General features: G+C 74.5%; 22 protein-coding genes and 1 tRNA gene. 14 read left to right on the top strand and 9 right to left on the bottom strand.

The window, feature by feature from the left end:
- Positions 1–2 precede the first annotated feature (2 nt).
- The 4 genes from ACIGAQ_RS23065 to ACIGAQ_RS23050 all read right to left on the bottom strand — a co-directional run bounded on the left by ACIGAQ_RS23065 (position 3) and on the right by ACIGAQ_RS23050 (position 5,500).
- Positions 3–2,216, bottom strand: coding sequence for a hypothetical protein (locus tag ACIGAQ_RS23065; RefSeq protein WP_399785561.1), 2,214 nt, complete (start codon positions 2,214–2,216; stop codon positions 3–5).
- 130 nt (positions 2,217–2,346) lie between these two features.
- Positions 2,347–2,814 carry an MSMEG_6728 family protein gene (locus ACIGAQ_RS23060; RefSeq protein WP_311688284.1) on the bottom strand — a complete coding sequence of 156 codons (468 nt, stop codon included), beginning with the start codon at positions 2,812–2,814 and terminating at the stop codon, positions 2,347–2,349.
- Between the two features lie 16 nt (positions 2,815–2,830).
- Positions 2,831–2,989 (bottom strand): hypothetical protein, encoded by a 159-nt coding sequence (locus ACIGAQ_RS23055; RefSeq protein WP_399785558.1) that lies wholly within the window; start codon positions 2,987–2,989, stop codon positions 2,831–2,833.
- 12 nt (positions 2,990–3,001) lie between these two features.
- Positions 3,002–5,500: a SpoIIE family protein phosphatase gene (locus ACIGAQ_RS23050; RefSeq protein ID WP_399785555.1), complete on the bottom strand. Its 2,499-nt coding sequence runs from the start codon at positions 5,498–5,500 to the stop codon at positions 3,002–3,004.
- A 161-nt stretch (positions 5,501–5,661) separates the two neighbouring features.
- Between ACIGAQ_RS23050 and ACIGAQ_RS23045 the strand changes: the two genes are divergently transcribed.
- Positions 5,662–6,633: a DUF72 domain-containing protein gene (locus tag ACIGAQ_RS23045; protein WP_399785918.1), complete on the top strand. Its 972-nt coding sequence runs from the start codon at positions 5,662–5,664 to the stop codon at positions 6,631–6,633.
- On the opposite strand, the gene ACIGAQ_RS23040 is transcribed toward ACIGAQ_RS23045, so the two are convergent.
- The 4 genes from ACIGAQ_RS23040 to ACIGAQ_RS23025 all read right to left on the bottom strand — a co-directional run bounded on the left by ACIGAQ_RS23040 (position 6,533) and on the right by ACIGAQ_RS23025 (position 11,847).
- Positions 6,533–8,509: a copper resistance protein CopC gene (locus ACIGAQ_RS23040; RefSeq protein ID WP_399785915.1), complete on the bottom strand. Its 1,977-nt coding sequence runs from the start codon at positions 8,507–8,509 to the stop codon at positions 6,533–6,535. The genes ACIGAQ_RS23045 and ACIGAQ_RS23040 overlap by 101 nt on opposite strands.
- A gap of 164 nt (positions 8,510–8,673) precedes the next feature.
- The gene (locus ACIGAQ_RS23035) at positions 8,674–9,153 is read right to left on the bottom strand and encodes a cupin domain-containing protein (RefSeq protein ID WP_399785552.1); all 480 of its coding nucleotides are present in this window, start codon (positions 9,151–9,153) and stop codon (positions 8,674–8,676) included.
- On the bottom strand, positions 9,150–9,758 hold the full coding sequence (locus tag ACIGAQ_RS23030; protein ID WP_399785549.1) for a GNAT family N-acetyltransferase: 609 nt from the start codon (positions 9,756–9,758) through the stop codon (positions 9,150–9,152). Before ACIGAQ_RS23030 ends, ACIGAQ_RS23035 begins: the two co-directional genes overlap by 4 nt.
- On the bottom strand, positions 9,751–11,847 hold the full coding sequence (locus ACIGAQ_RS23025) for a penicillin acylase family protein (protein WP_399785546.1): 2,097 nt from the start codon (positions 11,845–11,847) through the stop codon (positions 9,751–9,753). The genes ACIGAQ_RS23030 and ACIGAQ_RS23025 overlap by 8 nt, the downstream gene beginning before the upstream one ends.
- A gap of 83 nt (positions 11,848–11,930) precedes the next feature.
- Here ACIGAQ_RS23025 and ACIGAQ_RS23020 point away from each other — a divergent pair, with 83 nt between their 5' ends.
- The 6 genes from ACIGAQ_RS23020 (at position 11,931) to ACIGAQ_RS22995 (ending at position 15,652) form a co-directional block, all read left to right on the top strand.
- Positions 11,931–12,650 carry a siderophore-interacting protein gene (locus tag ACIGAQ_RS23020; protein ID WP_399785543.1) on the top strand — a complete coding sequence of 240 codons (720 nt, stop codon included), beginning with the start codon at positions 11,931–11,933 and terminating at the stop codon, positions 12,648–12,650.
- Between the two features lie 47 nt (positions 12,651–12,697).
- Positions 12,698–13,291: an HhH-GPD-type base excision DNA repair protein gene (locus tag ACIGAQ_RS23015; protein WP_311688277.1), complete on the top strand. Its 594-nt coding sequence runs from the start codon at positions 12,698–12,700 to the stop codon at positions 13,289–13,291.
- A gap of 507 nt (positions 13,292–13,798) precedes the next feature.
- Positions 13,799–14,137, top strand: coding sequence for a hypothetical protein (locus ACIGAQ_RS23010; protein ID WP_399785540.1), 339 nt, complete (start codon positions 13,799–13,801; stop codon positions 14,135–14,137).
- Between the two features lie 71 nt (positions 14,138–14,208).
- Positions 14,209–14,343 (top strand): hypothetical protein, encoded by a 135-nt coding sequence (locus tag ACIGAQ_RS23005; protein WP_399785537.1) that lies wholly within the window; start codon positions 14,209–14,211, stop codon positions 14,341–14,343.
- Positions 14,344–14,619: 276 nt separating this feature from the next.
- Positions 14,620–14,916 carry a type II toxin-antitoxin system VapB family antitoxin gene (locus ACIGAQ_RS23000; RefSeq protein ID WP_004943146.1) on the top strand — a complete coding sequence of 99 codons (297 nt, stop codon included), beginning with the start codon at positions 14,620–14,622 and terminating at the stop codon, positions 14,914–14,916.
- 121 nt (positions 14,917–15,037) lie between these two features.
- Positions 15,038–15,652, top strand: coding sequence for a LytR C-terminal domain-containing protein (locus tag ACIGAQ_RS22995; RefSeq protein WP_399785912.1), 615 nt, complete (start codon positions 15,038–15,040; stop codon positions 15,650–15,652).
- A 108-nt stretch (positions 15,653–15,760) separates the two neighbouring features.
- Here the strand turns inward: ACIGAQ_RS22995 and upp are convergent, their stop codons facing one another.
- Entirely contained in the window at positions 15,761–16,396 is a 636-nt protein-coding gene (gene upp, locus ACIGAQ_RS22990) for a uracil phosphoribosyltransferase (RefSeq protein WP_311682865.1), read from the bottom strand.
- Positions 16,397–16,528: 132 nt separating this feature from the next.
- On the opposite strand from upp, the gene ACIGAQ_RS22985 reads away from it, so the two are divergent.
- From ACIGAQ_RS22985 to ACIGAQ_RS22955, 7 genes are all read left to right on the top strand, one after another.
- Positions 16,529–16,798, top strand: a complete 270-nt coding sequence (locus tag ACIGAQ_RS22985) for a hypothetical protein (RefSeq protein WP_362276528.1) — start codon at positions 16,529–16,531, stop codon at positions 16,796–16,798.
- Between the two features lie 276 nt (positions 16,799–17,074).
- Positions 17,075–17,611 (top strand): hypothetical protein, encoded by a 537-nt coding sequence (locus ACIGAQ_RS22980; RefSeq protein ID WP_311682861.1) that lies wholly within the window; start codon positions 17,075–17,077, stop codon positions 17,609–17,611.
- Positions 17,612–17,667: 56 nt separating this feature from the next.
- Entirely contained in the window at positions 17,668–18,099 is a 432-nt protein-coding gene (gene tadA, locus ACIGAQ_RS22975; protein ID WP_311682859.1) for a tRNA adenosine(34) deaminase TadA, read from the top strand.
- An 89-nt stretch (positions 18,100–18,188) separates the two neighbouring features.
- A tRNA-Ser gene (locus tag ACIGAQ_RS22970) sits at positions 18,189–18,273 on the top strand.
- A 116-nt stretch (positions 18,274–18,389) separates the two neighbouring features.
- A complete protein-coding gene (locus ACIGAQ_RS22965; RefSeq protein ID WP_311682857.1) occupies positions 18,390–18,566 on the top strand; it encodes a hypothetical protein in 177 nt (58 codons plus the stop codon).
- Positions 18,566–18,859 carry a Dabb family protein gene (locus ACIGAQ_RS22960; protein WP_362275700.1) on the top strand — a complete coding sequence of 98 codons (294 nt, stop codon included), beginning with the start codon at positions 18,566–18,568 and terminating at the stop codon, positions 18,857–18,859. Before ACIGAQ_RS22965 ends, ACIGAQ_RS22960 begins: the two co-directional genes overlap by 1 nt.
- Before the next feature lie 198 nt (positions 18,860–19,057).
- Positions 19,058–19,915 carry an RNA polymerase sigma factor SigF gene (locus tag ACIGAQ_RS22955; protein ID WP_311682853.1) on the top strand — a complete coding sequence of 286 codons (858 nt, stop codon included), beginning with the start codon at positions 19,058–19,060 and terminating at the stop codon, positions 19,913–19,915.
- Positions 19,916–20,116: the final 201 nt, after the last annotated feature.

The following is a 20,116-nucleotide window of genomic DNA, read 5'->3' as shown; positions in this document are numbered from 1 at the left end:
CGTCATCTCCTTCGCCGGAGCTGTTCGGTGCAGGTGCAGCGCAGCAGGGGCTGTTCGTTCTCGGCCAGGGCGCTCCAGTCCGCCGCCGTCCTGCTGAGCCGGCCCGCGCCGTCGAAGTCCATGATCGAGAGGAGGTCCAGCAGCTTGGCCAGGGTGCGGGCGGTCTCGCGGCCGGTCGGGCGGGTGCGTTCCTCGCACAGCCACACCGCGTGCAGCAGCTGGTCGACCGTGCGGCGCAGCGGCGGGCCGTCCGCGGGGACCAGGCCCTGGGCGCGCTCGCGCCGGGCGTCGGCGCCGCCGGGGTACGGGGCCTGGGCGATCTCCAGGAGTTCGGCGCACCAGGCGCGGGGGCGGCCGGGGAGCGTGGCGGCGAGGTGACCGACGACGTCGTCGGCGCCGCCGGAGACCAGGTGGTGGTTCATCCGGTGGGCGGTCAGGGAGCGGAAGGCGGTGTCGCGGGGGCCGCCGTCGCCGGCTCCGTCGTCGGCCGGCAGATCCTCGTCGCGGGTGCGCTCCTCCCCCGCCGCGCGCCGCGCGTAGTGGTCGCGCAGCAGGTGGTGGTCGGCGTACCAGGCGGCGCCGTCGGGGAGCAGGCCGTAGAGGCGGTGGACGAGGAGCTGGCGCAGGCCGAAGTCACCGATGAAGTGGCGTTCGCAGGTGGGCCAGCCGGTGTCGGTGAGGAGCCGCGCGACGTGATGGGCGGTCAGGTGGTGGACGTGCCCGGCCTGGTGGTGGCGGAGCAGCACGTCGGCGCACTCGGTGTCGTGGGCCACCGACAGGTGGGTGAGGAGGTCGAGCCAGTGGGCGTGGTGCTCGGTGGGGAGCCGGACGGGCAGCTGGTCCAGGATCAGCTCCCGTAACAGGGCCTCGGCCACCGGGAGTTCGGCGTCCTCTCCGGGCAGGCGCAGGGGGGCGTCGAGGAGGTCACGGTCGTTGGCGTCGGCCGGCATGCGGAACGCCGCCGCCGCCGCGGCCAGCCGGATCACCGTGTGCGGGCGGCCGCCGCTCAGCCGGGCCACGGCCGCGTCGATACGGCGGCGGTTCTCGCCGCCCTCCGGCTCGGCGTGCTGCTGCTGTCGCACCGTCTCCCGGCGCAGCTGGTCGCCGGTGAGCAGCGGCATCCGCAGCAGGAGCACGCCGTCGGCGAGCGGGGCCCGGTCGGCGCCGTCGTCCGTGCGGCGGGTCCAGGCGGGCGGGGCGCCGTCGGCGGGCCGGTACTCGGCCGGGGGCGTGGTCGACCCGGGCGGCAGACCGCCGTGCAGGAAGGCGCCGCCGTCCGCGCGGCGGGCCGTGCCCACGACGACGACCCGGTCGCGCCGGCCTCCCCTGCGGTCGGTGAGCACCGCGCGCAGCAGCTGCTCGCCCAGGGGCGACTCGGCGTGGTCCAGCAGCAGGCCCGGGCGGCCGACCCGGCGCAGCCAGCCGGAGGGCGAGGCGTACGCGGCCTCCAGGTCCTCGCGCAGGGCCCGGAAGAGAAAGCTTTCCGCGACCTCCCGTGCCTCACCGCCCGCCCGGAAGTCGGCGGCGAGGATGCGCAGGCCGATCCGGGGCTGGCCGGCCGCGCCGGGGTAGGCGCCGTACACCCGCTCCAGCTCCGCCCTGCCGCGGGGGGCCGCGCGTTCGAACACGGCGTCCAGCAGGGCGTTGCTCACGGCCGCCGAATAGGGGTCGAACGCCTGCCCGTACAGGGTCGCCAGCAGGTTGCGGATGGTGCCGCGCAGCATCCCGCGCCAGAAGTCGCCGCCGCCCAGGCCCCGCACCCGGCGCCGCTGGGGCAGGTCCTCGTAGCGCTCGGCCTCCGTCGCGACCGCCTGGGGCGAACCGCCCGCGACGCCCGTGGCGATCATGGCGAGGCCGGTGAACAGGCGCGGGAAGGCGAACGAGCCGCCCGTGCCCTGCCAGGTGCACAACCGCCGGGCCACCTCCACCAGCGCCTCGGTCGCGGCCGAGCGGGCGCCGGGCTCCGGGGCGGCCCGGTCCTCGTACACCGGCGAGGCGCAGTCGAGGTGGATCACCGGCACCTTGGCGGCGAACCGGTCCCGTACGGCGCGCAGCAGCCGGCCCTTGCCCATGCCCGGGCCGCCGGTGAGCAGCACCACGGGCAGATCGGGACCGTACAGCGGCTCCCGCCCGGCACCCGAGGGCGCCCGCCCGAAAAGCCGCGCGAAGAAGCCCTCGTCGGAGAGGAGCCCCTCGAAGCCCAGTTCCTCACACACGGTTCCCCCATGACGTCCTGCCCGCCCGAACCCGTGACCGCTGTGCCGGAAAAGATCCAGTGGAACACGGAACCGCCGGGCCGACAACGGGTGCCGCACGGACGGGAGTTGACCGGAGGGGCAGGTGCGCCTACGCGGTGCGGTCGGAGGCGGGCCAGACGTACGGCAGGTCGTCCGGCACCCCGGGGAAGAGCGCCCCGTAGGTGTCCGGGTCCTTGCGCACGAGGGCCGAGCGGTGGCTGCGGTGGAAGGGGCCGTCGCCGAGCCAGGGCGGCAGTTCGCCCTCGGCGGCCAGGTCGTGCTGGTCGCGGACCGGGGCGTGGGGGCGGGCGGTGGCGAGGTCGGCGACCAGGGTGGCCGCGCAGCTGTCCTGGTGTCCCTGCTCGCGCCAGACCCGGCAGATCTCCAGGCCGTAGCGGACCAGGGCCTCCTCGTAGCCGGTCCACATCCGCACGGCCGGGTGCCGGCGCCAGCCGTAGCCCGGCACGATCAGGCCGCGCAGGACCTGCAGCGTCTCGACCCGCTGCTTGCCGAGCCGGCGGCGGTCCAGGGCCAGGGCGGTCTCGCGGAAGTCGGCGTGGGGCAGGAAGGTCTGCATACCGGGGTCCGTCCCCTCACCGAGCGGTGCGCGGGACGCCGGGGGCGCGGCACGGCCGGTCACCCGCCGGGGCGGAGGGCACGACCCGGGGGCGGACGGTCCGGCGCGTGATGAGGCCGGTGTCCGGGGGCGCGATCGGAGGGTGGGCGGTCCGGTGGGCGGTGGGGGTGGTCATGGGCGTGGCTCCTCACGGGAGGGTCAGGGGCTGTTCCGCCCAGATGGTCTTGCCCGTGGCGCTCTGGCGGGTGCCCCAGCGCTCGGTCAGCTGGGCCACGAGGAGCAGGCCGCGGCCGCCCTCGTCGTGGCTGCGGGCGCGGCGCAGGTGGGGCGCGGTGTTGCCGCCGTCGGAGACCTCGCAGACGAGGGTGGTGTCGTGGATCAGGCGGAGCCGGACGGGCGGCTCGGCGTGCCGGATGGCGTTGGTGACCAGTTCGCTGACGACGAGTTCGGTGACGAAGACGGCGTCGGCCAGGCCCCACCGCTCCAGCTGGGCCACCACGTCCTTGCGGGTCCGGGCGACCGCCGACGGGTCGCAGGGCACCTCCCAGGTGGCGACCTGGCCGGCGTCGAGCGCGCGGGTGCGGGCGAGGAGCAGGGCCACGTCGTCCGCCGGGCGCTGCGGCAGCAGCTCGGTGAGCACCCGGTCGCACAGGGCCTCCAGCGAGGGCGCCGGGCCGGCGAGGGCCTCCCGCAGCCGGTCGATCCCGGCGTCGATGTCCCGGTCGCGGGTGGCGACCAGGCCGTTGGTGTAGAGGGCCAGCAGGCTGCCCTCGGGCAGCTCGACCTCGGTCGCCTCGTAGGGCAGGCCGCCGATGCCGAGCGGGGGCGCGGCCGGGAGGGGGATCAGGTCGACGGTGCCGTCGGGCCGCACCACGGCGGGCCGGGGGTGTCCGGCCCCGGCGAGGCAGCAGTGCCGGGAGACCGGGTCGTAGACGGCGTAGAGGCAGGTGGCGCCCACGTCGGCCGAGGTCTCCGCGGACTCGGCGGACCCGCCCCGCCCCCCGTCGCCCTCCTCCGTGTTCAGGCGGGCCACGAGATCGTCCAGGTGCGTGAGCAGCTCGTCGCACGGCAGGTCGATGTCGGCCAGCGTACGGACCGCCGTGCGCAGCCGGCCCATGGTCGCCGAGGCGTGCAGGCCGTGGCCGACGACGTCGCCGACGACCAGGGCCACCCGGGCCCCGGACAGCGGGATGACGTCGAACCAGTCCCCGCCCACGCCCGCGCGCCCGCCCGCGGGCAGGTAACGGGAGGCGACCTCGACCGCCGCCTGCCGGGGCAGCCGCTGGGGCAGCAGGCTGCGCTGGAGGGTGACCGCGGTGGCGCGCTCGCGGGTGTAGCGGCGGGCGTTGTCGATGCTGACCGCGGCCCGGGCGGCCAGTTCCCCGGCCAGGACCAGGTCGTCGTGCTGGAAGGGGTCCGGGTTGCGGTACCGGACCAGGAAGGCGACGCCCAGGGTCGTGCCGCGCGCGGCCAGCGGCACGGTCAGCACGGAGTGGATGCCGAAGCTGCGGATGCGGGCGGCCCGGGCCGGGTCGCGCGCGAACCACGCGATCAGCGCCGGGTCGGTCGCCTCCTGCACGGTGGGCCGTCCCGTGCGCAGGCTCTCGAACGGCGCCGATCCCGCCGGGTAGGAGTCCACCTCGCCCGCCGCCACGACCGCCTCCGGCGCGCCCGGCGTGACGGACCGCAGGGCGACCCGCCGCAGGCGCAGCGGCCCGTCGGCGGGCAGCGCCCGGACGGGCGGTTCGGGCACGTCGTCCAGCGCGGCCAGCAGATCGACGCTGACGAAGTCGGCCAGGGCCGGGACGGTCACGTCGGTCAGCTCCTGGGCCGTGCGGGTCACGTCGAGGGTGCTGCCGATGCGCCGGCCGGCCTCGGCGATCAGCTGGAGCCGCTTGCGGGCCCAGAACTGCTCGGTCATGTCGTGCGCGGACAGGCACACGCCCCGGATCGTGCCCTCCTGGTCGCGCAGCGCGGACATGAAGACCGACCAGGCGTGCTCGTGGTCCTCGCCGGGGGCCCGCAGGTAGTTCTCGTCGTACTGCGGCTCGCCGGTGCGCAGCACCCGGGCCATGCTGTGTTCCGCCCGCTCGCCGGCGGCGTCGTCGATGATCTCGCTGACGCGCAGACCGCGCATCTCCTCCTCGGTGAGCGCGGTGGAGCGTTCCATGTCGGCGTTGGCCCGGCGCAGCCGCAGCCGGGTGTCGTAGATCGCCTGGGCGCAGCACGGGGACTGGGCGAAACTCCAGGACACCAGGGATGCGTCGAGGCCGGGTTGCGGGCTCGGACCGGTCAGCGCGGAGACGATGAGCCAGGCCGGGGCGCCGCCGGCGGGCGTGCGGTGGTGGGCGAGGATCCGGACGGTCAGCTTGCGGCCGTCGCGGTGGCGCAGGGCGACGTCGCCGTTCCACCGGGACAGCCCGGCGAGGGCCGGCATGCCGCCGCGCACCGGGATCGGCTCGGCCAGCAGGTCCGCGGCGCGACGGCCGAGCATCTCCCCGGACGGATGGCCGAGCAGCCGCTCGGCGCCGGCGTTCCAGCCGGTCACCCTGCCCTGTTCGTCGAGGGTGACGCGGGCGGTGAGGTCCTCCGCGACCAGGGCGTCGAGGGCGGTGGGGGCTTCGGGAACCTCGCGGGCTCCGCCGGGCGGCCGGCCGGCCCGGCCGACGGTGACGGGCTGCTCCATGTTCGGTCATCTCGCTCTCGCGGAGGCTTCGGCCATGGCACCGCAATGGACAACTATGACCTGATTACCCTGATTCGGGAGCTTTCACCGTGCCACCGCCGGGCCGGTGGCGGAGCCTGCCGGCGCCCGGCCCGGGTAACCGCTCCCCCATGGGCGAGATCCTGGGCGACATCCTGGTGGGCACGTGTTCCTGGACCGACCGGGCGCTGGTCGGCAGCGGCTGGTACCCGGCCGGGCGGCGGGACGCGGAGGGGCGGTTACGGCACTACGCCGAGCGGTTCCCGGTCGTCGAGGTCGACGCCTCCTACTACGCGCTGCCGAGCGAGCGGAACAGCGTGCTGTGGGCCGAGCGGACCCCGGACGGGTTCGTCTTCGACGTGAAGGCGTTCTCGCTGCTGACCGGGCACCCCACCCGGCAGGTGGTGATGCCGGACGGGCTGCCGGCCGAGCACCGGGACCCGGCCGTGCTCGACGCGGTCTGGGCGCGGTTCGCGGCCGGAGTCGAGCCGCTGCGGTGCGCCGGACGACTCGGGAGCGTGCTGTTCCAGTTCCCTCCGTGGTTCCGTCCGGGCGAGCGGGCCGAGACGTTCCTCGCGCAGTGCGCGGAGCGGACCCGCGGCTGGCCCGTCGCCGTGGAGTTCCGGCATCCGTCCTGGTGGGAGCCGGGCCGGGCCGAGGCGACCGAGGCGCTGCTGGCGCGGCACGGCATGACCGCGGTCGCCGTCGACATGACGCAGACCCTGCCGTCCTCCGTGCCGCCGGTGACCCCGGTGACCTCGCCGCGGCTGTCCGTCGTGCGGTTCCACGGCCGCAGCACCGCCTGGGGCACCGGCAGCAAGGAGGACCGGTTCCGGCACGTCTACGGCGAGGACGAACTCGCCGAGTGGCTGCCCCGCGTGCGGCATCTGGCCGAGCGGACCGAGCAGGTGCACGTCCTGTTCAACAACTGCTGCGGGGACGCCGCCGTACGGGCCGCCGAGACCATGACGCGGCTCCTGCACGGCGACGGGCCCGCGGCGGGGGCCCGGCTGCCTAGGGCACGATCCGCACCCGCTTCTCCTCCGTCACCTGGTCCACGTCGGACACCCGCACGGTCGTCTTCATCGTCCAGGTCCCCGGAAGCGGCAGATTGACGGCGTTGGTGCTCCAATAGCCGCCCCGGTCGGTCAGTTCGGCGTCGATCGGGCCGAGATCGCGCGAGGGCAGGCTGAAGGTGACGCGGACCTCGGGGACGACGACCAGGCCGGTGTCGGCGCCGTAGACCACGGCCTGCACGCCGTTGTCGCCGACCCGGGCGGGGTCCAGGGTGACCTGGACCGTGCCGCGGCCGGTCATCCCGCCGGTGCCCGTGTCGAAGGGCACGGTCACCTGGGCGGTGGGCGGCAGCGCGCCCGCCGGGGCCTGCCGCGCCGCCTCGGCCTCGGCGCGGCCGGGCAGCGTGCCGGTCAGCACGGTCGTGAGGGCCAGCACCACGGCGGCGACGGCGACCTCCACAAGCACGGAGCGGCGCAGGCCGCGGCGGCGCGCCTCGGAGTCGGCCGGCGTGCCGGAGCCGGAGCCGGCCGAACCGCCGCCCGCACCGCCGGTCACCGGAGCCCGGTCCGCGGGCTTCCCGGACCGCTCGGGGCCCGCGCTGCCCGCTGTCGGCTCTCCTGACCCCGTGATTCCCTGCTCCGGATCTGCCGAGTCCGGAGCGCCCGCGCCCGGATCTCCCGAGCCCGGGGCCGCCGGCCCGGGGGCGAGCGTCCCGGTGGCGGACGCCCCGGTGGGCGCCGGACCCGTGGCCGCCGCGTGCGCGCCGACCGGCTGCGCGACCCGTTCCGGTACGGCGGTCCGGGCGGTGGGCGCCGGTGCGGCGATCCGGGCCGTCCAGCGCCGGGCATGAGCGGCCGCCCACAGGAGTACGGTCACCGCGGCCAGTTTGGCGAGCAGCAGCCGTCCGTACGACGTGCCGGTCAGCGCGGACAGCGAGCCGAGGCCGCGCCAGGACTGGTAGAGGCCGGTGACCGCCAGGACGGCCACCGAGGTGAAGGCGACCCGGGAGAAGCGGGGGACGACCTCGGCCAGGCCGTCGACGGGCGCGCGGCGCAGGGTCAGCAGCAGCGCCACGAGTCCGCCGAGCCAGACGCCGGTCGCCAGCAGGTGCAGCACCGAGGACGCCATCGCCACGGGCACCTGGATGCCGGCCGAGGCGTGCTCGGCCATCGCCCAGGTCAGGGCCAGGGCGACGGCCAGGGCGGTGCCGGACACCCGGACGACGGGCCGGGTGTGGTCACGGCTCCTGGACGACCGGACCAGGAAGGCCGCGATCAGCAGCAGGATCACCAGCCGCGCCAGCAGGGCCTGGCCGGGGCGGCTGGACAGGGTGCGCTCCAGGGCGCCGGCGTCGAAGGCCGCGAGCGGGCCGGCGCCGGTCTCGTAGGGGGCGCGCAGCAGGAGCAGGACGGCCGTGGCGCACAGGAGCGTCCACCAGGCGGCGGCCAGGGGCCGGCGCAGCGGGGACGTGCCGGCCGGGCGGCACAGCGACACGAAGGCGGCCGTGCCCACGAGCAGGGCGGCGGCGAGGTAGGCGAGGTAGCGGGCGAGGTCGTAGAGGCCGTCGGTGAGGGGATCCTCCTCCGGGCCGGTGTCGATCTGGACCGTGGTCGCGGAGCGCTTGCCCACGGAGAAGGTGAAGGCGCCGGAGACGGGGTGGCTGTCGGCGGACACCACCCGCCACGCGACCGCGTACGTGCCCTGCGCGAGTTTGCCGGTCAGGCGGATCCGGGCCGTGTCGGAACGGCCGTCGGCGTGCGTGACCTCGCCGGTCGGGACCCGGCGCCGGTCGGGTCCGAAGACCCGGAAGGAGTCGTCGAGCAGCCCGACGGACTCGGTGAAGGTCAGGGTGAGGTGCCGGGGGGCGCGGGGGACGACCGATCCGTCCTCGGGGTCGGTGCCGCGGAGGGCGGAGTGGGCCGGGGCGGGGGCGGCTCCGCCGAGGAGCAGGACCAGCACGGTGCCGAGCAGCACCAGGGCCCGGGCTCGCCGGGGGTGTCCGACATTGCGCTCCACGTGGGTCTCCGGGGTCGGGCTGTACGGCTCCCGGTCAGATACGGACGGGAAGCGTGCAGTGCTCAACGGTCCGTGCGGCGCCCGACGGTCCGTGCAGCGCTCCACGGTCCCGCAGCCGGCGTCTAGGCGACGGGCCGGGACAGCGCGGTGATCGCGTCGGCCACCGCCGGGTAGCGCGCCGCCAGCTCCGGGCCGTCCCCGTGTTCGTACCCTTCGAACGTGAAGCCCGGGGCCATGGTGCAGCCGAACAGGGACCACGCGCCGCCCGGCCGGACCCTGCCGCCCATCCACGTGCCGGCCGGGACGGTGAACTGCACGTGCTGGTCCCGCAGCACCTCGGGCCCCAGGACCACCGTGCGCGCGCTGCCGTCCGGGGCGAGGAGCAGGAGCTCCAGGGGATCGCCCCCGTAGAAGTGCCAGATCTCGTCCGTGGGCAGACGGTGGAGGGCGGAGAAGTCGTCCGCCGTGAGGAGCGCGACGATCGCCGTGCCCTCCGGTCTGCCGTCGGGACGTTCGGGACCGGCCCAGGTCTGGCGGAACAGTCCGCCCTCGCTGGGGATCGGTTCGAGGCCGTAGTGCGTGATGAGCTCGTCGGGCGTCACGCGGGGAAGAGTATCTCCCGGTCCAGGAAGGCCAGCTGGGCCTTCTTCTCCGGCAGGTACACGTCCGGGAGGTCGACCTCGGGCAGGACCACGACCGGCCCGGCCGTGAAGCCCTGCCGGAGGAAGCGGGCGATCGCCTTCTCGTTGCGGACGTCCGGGTCGACCACGACCCGGCGGCGGTCCAGGCCCACCAGGACGTACGCGGCGACGACGGCGACCAGCCCGGCCGTCCAGCCGGGCCTGCGGCCGCCCGGCCCGGCGGGCGCGAGGAGCAGGTGGACCCCGATGTCGCCGGGCCGGACGTCGTAGCACTCGCCGACGCGGTCGGCCTCGGGCTCGTAGGTCTGCAGGAGCGCCACCGGCTCGCCCTCGCGCACGACCAGGAAGGCGTGGTGGGTGGTGAGCGTGTCCATGTGGGCGTAGATCTCGGCGACCTGACGTTCGGTGAGGCCGGTCATGCCCCAGAAGGCGGCCCGCTCCTCGCTCACCCAGCGGTGCAGCACGCAGGCGTCGGCCTCGGCGTCCACCGGCAGCACGCGGACGGTGCCGAAACCGTCGGTCACCTGCTCGTGGACGGCGGTACGGGAGGCGTACGGGTCAGACATCGGTCTCCTTGGTCAGCTGGGCCCAGTCGGTGACGACCGGGACGAGGTCTCCCCCGAGCCACAGGGGGAGCTGGTCACGGTGGTGAGGGGATCCGGGCACGCCCGAGGCGCCGAGCGGGACCACCCAGCGGCTGTCCTCACGCCGGGCGAGGTCCCAGACGTACCGGGCGGCCGGGCCGCGCGCGGCCAGGTCGGTCAGGCCCGGCACGCCCGAGGTGCACAGCACGCAGTCGTGGTCACCGGACAGCCCCGGCTCCTCGTGCGGTGTCTCCGGCTCCAGGGCGCGCCAGGGGGCGAGCCGGTGGGTGTCGCCCCAGACGCCGGCGGGCGGCCGCCCGGCCACCTCTTCGAGTGCCGCGCGGACGGCCGCGGGGCGGTCGATGCCGTACAGCTCCCCGGCGGTCAGCAGGTGTTCGAGGGCGAAGCCGACCCGCGGCAGCAGGGCGAGCCAGGGCCGGAAGACGTCCGGGTACGCCGGCGGGGCGGCGAGCGCGGCGAAGGCCGGCTCGGCCGCGAGCCGCCGTACGACCGCTCCGCGCACGGCTGCGTACAGGGCCGCGTCGGCGCTGCCGGCGTCCATGCGGCGGTCCCAGGCGAGCAGCCGGTCCCGCAGCGCGGCGGCCTCGGGCGTGAGGCCGGTCAGCGGACGGAGGCGGTCCAGGAGGGCGGCGGCGGAGGCCAGGTGGGTGTCGGTGTGGACGGCCGGCATGTCGGCGGCGGACCAGCGCTCCCGGCCCGCCAGCAGCGCGGCGATGCGGTCGTGGCGGTGGGGCGGGGCGAACTCGACGCCGAGGGGTGCGGCCGGGCCGCGCTGGTTGGCCATGACGGCGACGCCGTCGGTGAGCCCGGCGCGGGGCGTCTCGTGCCGGCCGCGCCACTCGTGGCCGGGCTCCCAGGCGGGCACCAGGCGCAGCCGGTTGGCCTCGGCGCGCTGCGGCACGTATCCGGCGACGCGGTGCAGGACCCCGCCCTCGGTGTCGGCGGCCTGGACCACGTTGACCGGCTCGGCCCAGCGGTCGAGGGCCCGGTCCACGTCGGCGACCCGGCGGGCCCGCAGCAGGGGCAGCAGGGCGCCGAAGCCGAGGTCGCCGGTGACGCGCGGCGGGTAGCGCAGGCTGACGGCGACCGGGGGCAGACCCGGGTCGGCGGTGCCGCCGTCCAGGCCCTCCGGCCCGCCGATGACCACCGGGCCGCGGCCGGTCTCGATCACCTCGACCTCGACCGGCTCCTCGCCCGCCACCTCGACGACCTCGGTGTGCCGGGCCGCCCGGCGCCAGACCCCGTCCGGGTCCAGCGCCTCGACACCGGCACCCGTGCGCCGCAGCCGCTCCCGGTAGAGGTCCTGGTAGTCGGCCATGGCGTTGGTGATGGCCCAGGCGACCGTGCCGGTGTGCGCGAAGTGGGCGATGCCCGGGACGCCGGGGACGGCGAGGCCCACGACGTCGAACTCCGGGCAGGACAGACGGATCTGCTGGTAGACGCCCGGGTCCTCGATCCAGCGGTGCGGGTCGCCGGCGATGACGGCCTGCCCGGTGACGGTCCGCTCGCCGCTCACCAGCCAGCCGTTGCTCCCGGAGGTGCCGGGCCCGTCGGTGGCGAACAGCGCGACGGCGTCCGCGCCGAGGTGCGTCGCCACCTGCTCGCGCCAGAGCTTGGCCGGGAACCCGGCGAAGAGGATGTGCGTGGCCAGCCAGACGCCGAGCGGGGTCCAGGGCTGCCAGCGCCCGGGGACGAGACCGGTGCGGGTGAACTCGGGGGCCGTGGAGCTTCCGGCCCGCTCCAGTCCCGCGTTGACCCCGTCGACGTAGGCCCGCACCCAGTCCGCCGTCTCGGGGTCCCGTCTCTCCAGGTCCGCGAAGCAGCGTCTGGCGGTGTCGTCGAGTCTGGCGCGTCTGGCGAACCGGTCCCAGGCCAGGGCACTCTCGCCGAGGAAGGACGCGGAGGTGCCCTGCGCCCGGTGGCGCTCGACCTCCAGCTGCCAGGCCCGGTCGCGGGCGGTGACCAGGCCCTGGGCGTGCGCGAGTGAGGCCGCGCTGTCCGCGCGCAGATGCGGAATGCCCCAGGCGTCACGGTAGATCTCGATCGCCACCCTGTACCCCCACCTTCCTTTAGGTTAGCCTTGCCTAAGTCAGAGCTGTGTGGCCGGAATCGTACGCGAAGGGCTGAAACGCGATGGGGCAGGGGCGGGGTTGGGAGGGCGCGGTCCTCAAACTGCTGCGCGCGAAGGATTTCCAGTTCACGGTGACGGACGCGGAGGACGTCACCCCGGACTACCGGCGGCTGCGCTTCACCGACGGCGGTCTGCTGGCCGCGACCGGCGTGCACCCCACCATGTGGGTCCGGCTCTGGTTCGACAACGCGGGCAAGCCGCACCAGCGCGCCTACACCCTCGTCGACCCGGACCCCGCGGCCGGGACCTTCAGCCTGGAGTTCGCCCTGCACGAGGGGTGCGCCAGCGACTGGGCCCGGGCGGCGAAGCCCGGCAACACCATCGAGGCGACCGTCCAGGGCACCGGCTTCGAGCACCCGAGCCCGGCGCCCACGCACGTCTTCGCCGTCGGCGACCCCGCCTCGCTGCCGGCCATCAACTCCCTCCTGGACGCCCTGGGCACCGCCCCGGCGACCGTCTGGTTCGAGGGCGGCGACGACGACCTGCCGTTCCGCACCGACCCGGACCGCCACGAGCTGCGCAAGGTGCCCCGCCAGGACTCCGGCGCCCACCTCGTCGACCGCGTCAAGGCGGACCTGCCCGGACTGCTGGGCACGACCGCCGACCCGTACGTCTGGATCGCCTGCGACACGGCGACGACCCGGACGCTCGCCGCGTACGTCCGCAAGGAACTCGGCCTGCCCAAGCAGCGCGTGCACGCCCTCGGCTACTGGCGCCCCTGACCCGGGCTCCGGACGCGGCCGGGCCCGGCCCGGGGGATGATCGGGGCATGGACGTCACCCTGCACCTCGCCCAGGACCCCGAGGCCGACGCGCTGCTCGGCCGCAGTCCGCTCGCCGCGCTGACCGGCATGCTGCTGGACCAGCAGATCCCGATGGAGTGGGCGTTCAAGGGCCCGGCGACGATCGCCCAGCGGCTCGGCACGGACGACCTGGACGCGCACGAGATCGCCGCGCACGAGCCGGAGGCCTTCGCCGCGCTGCTCTCGCAGAAGCCGGCCGTGCACCGCTACCCGGGCTCCATGGCCAAGCGCATCCAGCAGCTGTGCCAGTACCTCGTCGAGCACTACGACGGTGACGCCGAGGCCGTCTGGCGGGACGCCGGCAGCGGCAGGGAACTGCTGAAGCGGCTGGCGGAACTGCCGGGCTTCGGCAAGCAGAAGGCCCAGATCTTCCTCGCCCTGCTGGGCAAGCAGCTCGGGGTGCGCCCCGAGGGCTGGCGCGAGGCGGCGGGCTCCTACGGCGAGGAGAAGTCCTTCCGCTCGGTCGCCGACATCACCGGACCCGAGTCCCTGGCCAAGGTGCGGGCGCACAAGCAGGAGATGAAGGCGGCGGCCAAGGCCGCGAAGGCCGCCCGCGCCTAGGCCGTGTCCGCACGGTCCCTCCGCCGCCCGGAGGGCGGGCCCCCAGCGGCGTCCGGTGCGTGCGCTCGGCGTGCCGGACGCAGGCCCTCGTACGGGCGCGCCTGCGTCCGGTACGGCGAATGCGCGTGCCAGGCGTCGCCGGGCAGGTGGGACTTCCCAGCGGCGTCTGGTGCGTGCGCTCGGCGTGCCGGACGCGGGCCCTCGTACGGGCGCGCCTGCGTCCGGTACGCCGAATGCGCGTGCCAGGCGTCGCCGGGCAGGTGGGACTTCGCGGCCACGACCTGGCGTCATCCGCGTGGCCCGCTCCGGATGGCGGGGCGGTCCGGCCCGGTCCGAGCATGAAGCATGACCGAGCCACCGACCGGCGAGCCCCCGGGCCCGGAGCACGCCCCCGGCGCACCGGGCCGCCGCATCCCCTGCGAACGGGCCACGTGCTCCCTACGCCGAGCGAGCGGATCTCCCGGCCCGCGCGATGAACGGCGTGCCCGCGGCGGGGAATGACCCCTCGTGCACCCCGAGGCGCAGCCGGTCTCCCGCGGCACCCGCCGGCACACGTGGCCGCGGGTGCTCGTCCTGCTGCTCGCCCTGCTCGTGCCCGGCACGCACGCCGCCGCCCACACGGGCCCCGCGGCCCCCGCCGTCGGGGAGAGCACGGCCGTCGAGTACGACGCCTTCGACACCGTCCTGCGCCCCGCGCCCCGGGGTGCCCGCCGGGCCGCCGTCCCGCTGCGCCCGGCCCCGCTCCCCGGCCCCGCGCCCGCGTGCACCGCACGGCGTCCCGTGCCCGTGCCGCCGGATCCGCCGCACGACCCCCGCCCCCTGCGTTCCGAGGTTCTGCGCTGCTGAGCGGACCGTCCACCGGTCCACCAGTCCCGCACGGAACCACCAGACGGAACCAGAGGACGAGGAACACAGCCATGCTCCAAGACCCGTACGCCGTCCTGCGCGCCCTGCTGCGCGCCGAGGCCGCCCGCAGCGCCCCCAAGCCGAGCTCCCCGCCGACCGAGCGGAAGCCACAGCCCCCGCACCCGGAGGACCGGGGCCGCGGCTGACCCGTCCGGGGCGGCGGAGGCGGCCTGCGCGGCGCCTCCGCCGCCCGGGGTCCACGCCACGGAACGGGGGACCCGACCCCTTTCGGGGGAATCAGGCGCGCGTCCCGGGTGACCGCCTCCCGCGAGAACGGCCCTGACCTGCCGCACACCGCGCCCGGCCGGGTCCGGCATATGCGTGTGCCTGAGGCGGTTCGTACCGCCTTGTGGGGCTTTTTTCGGCGTCGTACTCCGTCGCCATGGCTGCGCCCGGAAGGTCTTGACCGGTAGGCTTTCCGTGTGATCTTCAAGCGCATCGGAAACGGCCGGCCGTACCCCGACCACGGCCGGGAAAGCACCCGGCAGTGGGCGGACGTCGCGCCGCGCCCGGTCCGCCTCGATCAGCTCGTGACGACGAAGCAGCAGCTCGACCTGGAGACCCTCCTCGCCGAGGACTCGACGTTCTACGGCGACCTCTTCGCACACGTCGTGAAGTGGCAGGGCGACCTGTACCTGGAGGACGGCCTGCACCGCGCGGTGCGGGCGGCGCTCCAGCAGCGCCAGGTGCTGCACGCCCGCGTGCTCGAACTGGACTGACCCCCGCCGGTCACGGGTTGACCCTTTCGGGTTCCGCTGGGCGACGTCGAATGATCATCTAGTAGGCATCGTCGCCCGGGCGCACTACGCTGCGCTCATGAGCATGCTGACTCCCCCCGGCATGGGCGGCAAATACCGCATCACGGGCAACAGGTATCCCCGGATGCGCCGGCCCAGGCGGCGCGGCAGGCTCGTCGCCGTGGGCGTCGCCTCCGTCGTCGTGCTCGGCGTGGGCGGCTGGGGCACGCTGCAGCTCATCGACGTCTTCACCGGCGGCGGCAGAAAGGCTTCGGCGGCCGGCGGCACGGACTGCGCCCCCGCGACCAAGGCGAGCCCCTCGCCCGACGCCAGGGCCCTGCCCGAGCCCCGCACGATCAAGGTCAACGTCCTCAACGCCACCACCCGCAGCGGCCTGGCGAAGAAGACCGCCGACGAGCTGAAGAAGCGCGGCTTCACGATCGGCGACGTGGGCAACGCGACCAAGGAGTACGACAAGAAGGTCAAGGGCACCGGTCTGCTCCTGGGCCCGGCCTCCGCCCTGGACACAGCCCTGCCGGTGCTGGGCACCCAGCTCCCCGGCGCCGAACGGCGCACCGAGGCAGCCCGCAAGGGCGCCGCCGTCGACCTCGTCATCGGGGACGCCTTCAAGGACCTGGCGAAGAAGCCGGACGCCGACCGGGCGCTGGCCGAGCTGGCCGCGCCCGAGCCGGCGCCGACGACGAAGAAGGGCTGCTGAGCCGAACGAAGGCTGCCGAGCCGGAGAAGGCCTGCCAGCCGGAGAAGGGCTGCCGAGCGGTCCGCCGAGCAGCCGGGAGGCCCGCGTGCCGCCGGGAGGCCCTCCGGCCTACTCGGCCGCCCCGTACATCCGGTCGCCCGCGTCGCCGAGGCCGGGGACGATGTAGCCGTGCTCGTTCAGGCGCTCGTCGACCGAGGCGGTCACGACCGTCACCGGCGTGCCCGCCAGCTCGCGCTCCATGACCTCCACGCCCTCCGGCGCGGCCAGCAGGACCACGGCGGTGACGTCGTCGGCGCCGCGCCGGATGAGCTCCTGGATCGCCGCGACCAGCGTGCCGCCGGTGGCGAGCATCGGGTCCAGCACGTACACCTGACGCCCCGACAGGTCCTCCGGCATGCGCGTCGCGTACGTGGAGGCCTGCAGCGTCTCCTCGTTGCGGATCATGCCCATGAAGCCCACCTCGGCGGTCGGCAGCAGCCGCACCATGCCTTCCAGCATGCCCAGACCCGCGCGCAGGATCGGCACCACCAGCGGGCGCGGGTGGGAGAGCTTGACGCCCGTGGTCCGCGCGACCGGCGTCTGGATGTCGACCTGTTCGGTGCGCACGTCGCGCGTGGCCTCGTAGGCGAGCAGGGTGACCAGCTCGTCGGCGAGACGGCGGAAGGTCGCGGAGTCGGTGCGCTGGTCGCGCAGCGTGGTGAGCTTGTGGGCGACCAGGGGGTGGTCGACGACGTGGAGACGCATGTCCACAACAGTAACCGGGCCCGATGGCCCCGGCCGCACGGCAAGGACGCCGCCCGGCCGTCACCCTTTCGTCGGCGTCAAACCGTCCGGACGGGGGAAGGTGGGAGAGACGGAGTGGGGGTGGTGAACCAGATGCCCGACCGGGAGACCCGACACGATCCGTCACCGCGCGCCTGGCCCGGGACGGACCCGGAGAACGACCGCACGGCCGAGCGGGCCGGTCCCGACGGGACGGCCCGACGTCCCGGCGCGGACGAGTCCGACGCCGAGCGCCGCAGGCGCCGCGCCCGGTTCCTGCGCGACCTGGCCGAGGCCAGGGCCCTGCGCGACCGCGTCCAGCCGCGCCGCGCCAAGACGGCCCGGCTGCGGCACGCGATGCGCATGCGCACGTTCCGCTGGTAGGAGACGGGCGGGGAAACCGCCGGGGAAGATCACGAACCGCGCGGGCGTTGTGGCGGGTGACCGTGCGTGGAGCAGGGCAAAGCCGCGTACGATCCGCAGGTGGCGGCAACGAGCGTGCGAGCGCAACTGCCGGACACAGGGAGCCGAAGACGTCCCCTGAACGCCTTGTTTCTGCCACGATTCCGAGTGGGTGGGGCTCGGACGAGCACTCCCCGCCCGTAACCTCCGCCGGGGGGACCCCCAACCGGCACGCCTAAGACCAGTGGGAGAGTCACGGTGTACTTCGCCGCACTGCTCGCGCGCACCGAAGACGGGTGGGAAGCGAGCGACACAGAGCTCGACGATGTGGAAACCCTGTCGGATCTGGCCGACCTGGCCCGTGAAGCCTCCCCCGACGAGGACACGGTGCTCGTACTCATCGAGCAGGAGGACGCCTGGTTCGGCGTGGTCCGCGTGGACGGCGAGGAAGACCCTCGCATCTACGTCTCGGACGCCGCCGCCGCTGCCCGCAGCAGCTACGGCGAGATCCTGCTCACCGACGAACTGCTCGGCCGGGACCCGGACGACGGCGACGACCTGGACGCCCTCGACCTCGACGGCACCGAGGACGGCGAGTCGGACGACGAGGAGACCGACGACGGCGACCCCGTGGCCGGCTCCGCCGAATCCGTGCCGCACGGCCCGGTCGGCGACGCGCAGATCCTGGACGACCTCGGCGTGAGCGAGAAGGAGCTGCGCTCGATGTCGACGGACGCCGTCACCGAGATCGCCGAGTCGCTGGGCGCCTCGGAGACCCTGGAGACCGTCCGCTGACCGCACGCGCCACCCCGGCGCCGCCGGACCCGGTACGGGACCCCTGGCGGCCCGCGATGCGCCTCGCCCTGGACGAGGCCGCCGAGGCCGTCCGGGGCGGGGACGTCCCGGTCGGCGCCGTGGTCCTGGCCCCGGACGGCACGACCGTGCTCGCGGCCGGGCACAACGAACGCGAGGCCGGCGGCGACCCGACGGCCCACGCGGAGGTCCTCGCCCTGCGGCGGGCCGCGGCCGCCCTCGGCCGGTGGCGGCTCGCCGGCTGCACCCTCGTGGTCACCCTGGAGCCCTGCACGATGTGCGCGGGCGCGATCCAGCAGTCCCGCGTCGACCGGCTCGTCTACGGCGCCCGCGACGAGAAGGCCGGTGCGGCCGGCTCGCTGTGGGATCTCGTCCGCGACCGTCGCCTCAACCACCGGCCCGAGGTGATCGAGGGCGTGCTCGCCGAGGACTGCGCCGCGCTGCTCACGGCGTTCTTCCGCGACCGCTGACGGGTCGCCGGGCGGTCGCCGGCTGATCGCCGGGTAGTCGCCGCAAACCGATTTCGAAGCACGCGCCACCTTGCTGTAAGGTCTCCCTCGGTAGCGTGTCCGAGCGGCCGAAGGAGCTCGCCTCGAAAGCGAGTGTGGCGCAAGTCACCGAGGGTTCAAATCCCTCCGCTACCGCTTGAGAAGGGCCCCGTCGCGAGACGGGGCCCTTCGTGCGATCCGCCCCTTCGTGTGATCGATCCTTCGTGCGATCATGTGCGCTGTTCGGGACACCAGGGACAGGGGAGGCCGCGATGGCGGTGAACGCGAAGAAGGTCGCCGTCTACGTCGTCGTGGTCTTCGTCGCCTATGTGATCATCACGGACCCTGAGGGGGCCGCCGACTACGTCCAGATAGGCTTCCAGGGCATCTCGGACGCCGCCCGGGCCCTGGGCGACTTCGCGACGTGGGTCGCCGACGGAGGAAAGTGATGATCCGCCACCTGGTCCTGTTCAAGCTCAACGAGGGCGTCGAGCGCGACGACCCCCGGGTCGTGAAGGGCGTCGAGGCCTTCCGCGCGCTCGACGGCAAGATCCCCGAGCTCCGCTTCTGGGAGCTCGGCTGGAACGTCAGCGACCGCCCCATCGCGTACGACTTCGCCATCAACTCCGCCTTCGACGACGCGGAGGCGCTGCGGCGGTACGTGGAGCACCCCGATCACCAGGCCGGTGTGGCGCTGTGGCGGGAGTTCGCCACCTGGGTGATCGCGGACTACGAGTTCTGAGTCCGGCCCCTTCCGCCTCCTCTTCGCATTCGAAGCCCCCTGTCCGTGCGACAGGGGGCTTCTGTGTGGCGTGAGTTCATTTGTGCGCCATTCATCCCTCAACACGTAGTTATGGGGTGCTTGCACACAGTGCACATGTCTTGTGATGCTATGACCGCTTTTGATGGAAGAGTTGACGGATGAGTTGATGATGACGAGGTGGAGTTGACCGTGCTGGCCAGTACCGCACCTCAGGCACCCACCTCGGAAGCCGTCCCGGCCGCCCCGGCTGCCCCGGCGACTCCCCAGCGGAGCCGTGGCGCGGACACCCGCGCCCTGACACAGGTGCTCTTCGCCCAGCTGAAGGAGCTCCAGCCGGGCACGCCCGAGCACGACCGCGTGCGCGGGGCGCTCATCGAGGCGAACCTCCCGCTCGTGCGCTACGCGGCCGCCCGGTTCCGCTCCCGCAACGAGCCGATGGAGGACGTCGTCCAGGTCGGCACCATCGGACTCATCAACGCCATCGACCGCTTCGACCCCGACCGGGGCGTGCAGTTCCCGACGTTCGCGATGCCGACGGTCGTGGGCGAGATCAAGCGCTACTTCCGCGACAACGTCCGCACGGTCCACGTGCCGCGCCGGCTGCACGAGCTGTGGGTGCAGGTGAACAGCGCCACGGAGGATCTGACGACCGCGTTCGGGCGGACCCCGACGACCGCGGAGATCGCCGAGCGGCTGCGCATCACCGAGGACGAGGTGCTGTCCTGCATCGAGGCCGGGCGGTCGTACCACGCCACCTCCCTGGAGGCCGCGCAGGAGGGCGACGGGCTGCCGGGGCTGCTGGACCGGCTCGGCTACGAGGACCCCGCCCTGGACGGGGTGGAGCACCGGGACCTCGTACGGCACCTCCTCGTCCAGCTGCCCGAGCGCGAGCAGCGGATCCTGCTGCTGCGCTACTACAGCAACCTCACGCAGTCTCAGATCAGCGCGGAACTCGGCGTCTCACAGATGCACGTCTCGCGGCTACTGGCGCGTAGTTTCCAGCGGTTGCGGTCTGCGAACCGGATCGACGCGTAACCGCAAACGCGAGCGAGAGGTCACCGGGGAGAGGTAATCGCTCATCAGGGCGGTTGCCGACAGTCGAGAGCCGAAACACCGTCATACCCCTTGTTTGCAGGGCGGATTCGCGTCTCAGATGTCGACATGTCACTACAGCGTGTTGCCGACATGTGACATTCTGCGTGAAGCGCGTTTGCCGGGGCTTCGGCTCCGGTATTC

The sequence above is a fragment of the Streptomyces sp. NPDC085932 genome (genome assembly GCF_044540525.1).
GTDB lineage: Bacteria > Actinomycetota > Actinomycetes > Streptomycetales > Streptomycetaceae > Streptomyces > Streptomyces levis.
The sequence above is the reverse complement of the archived record's forward strand: the minus strand, read 5'-3'. Positions and strand labels throughout refer to the sequence as shown.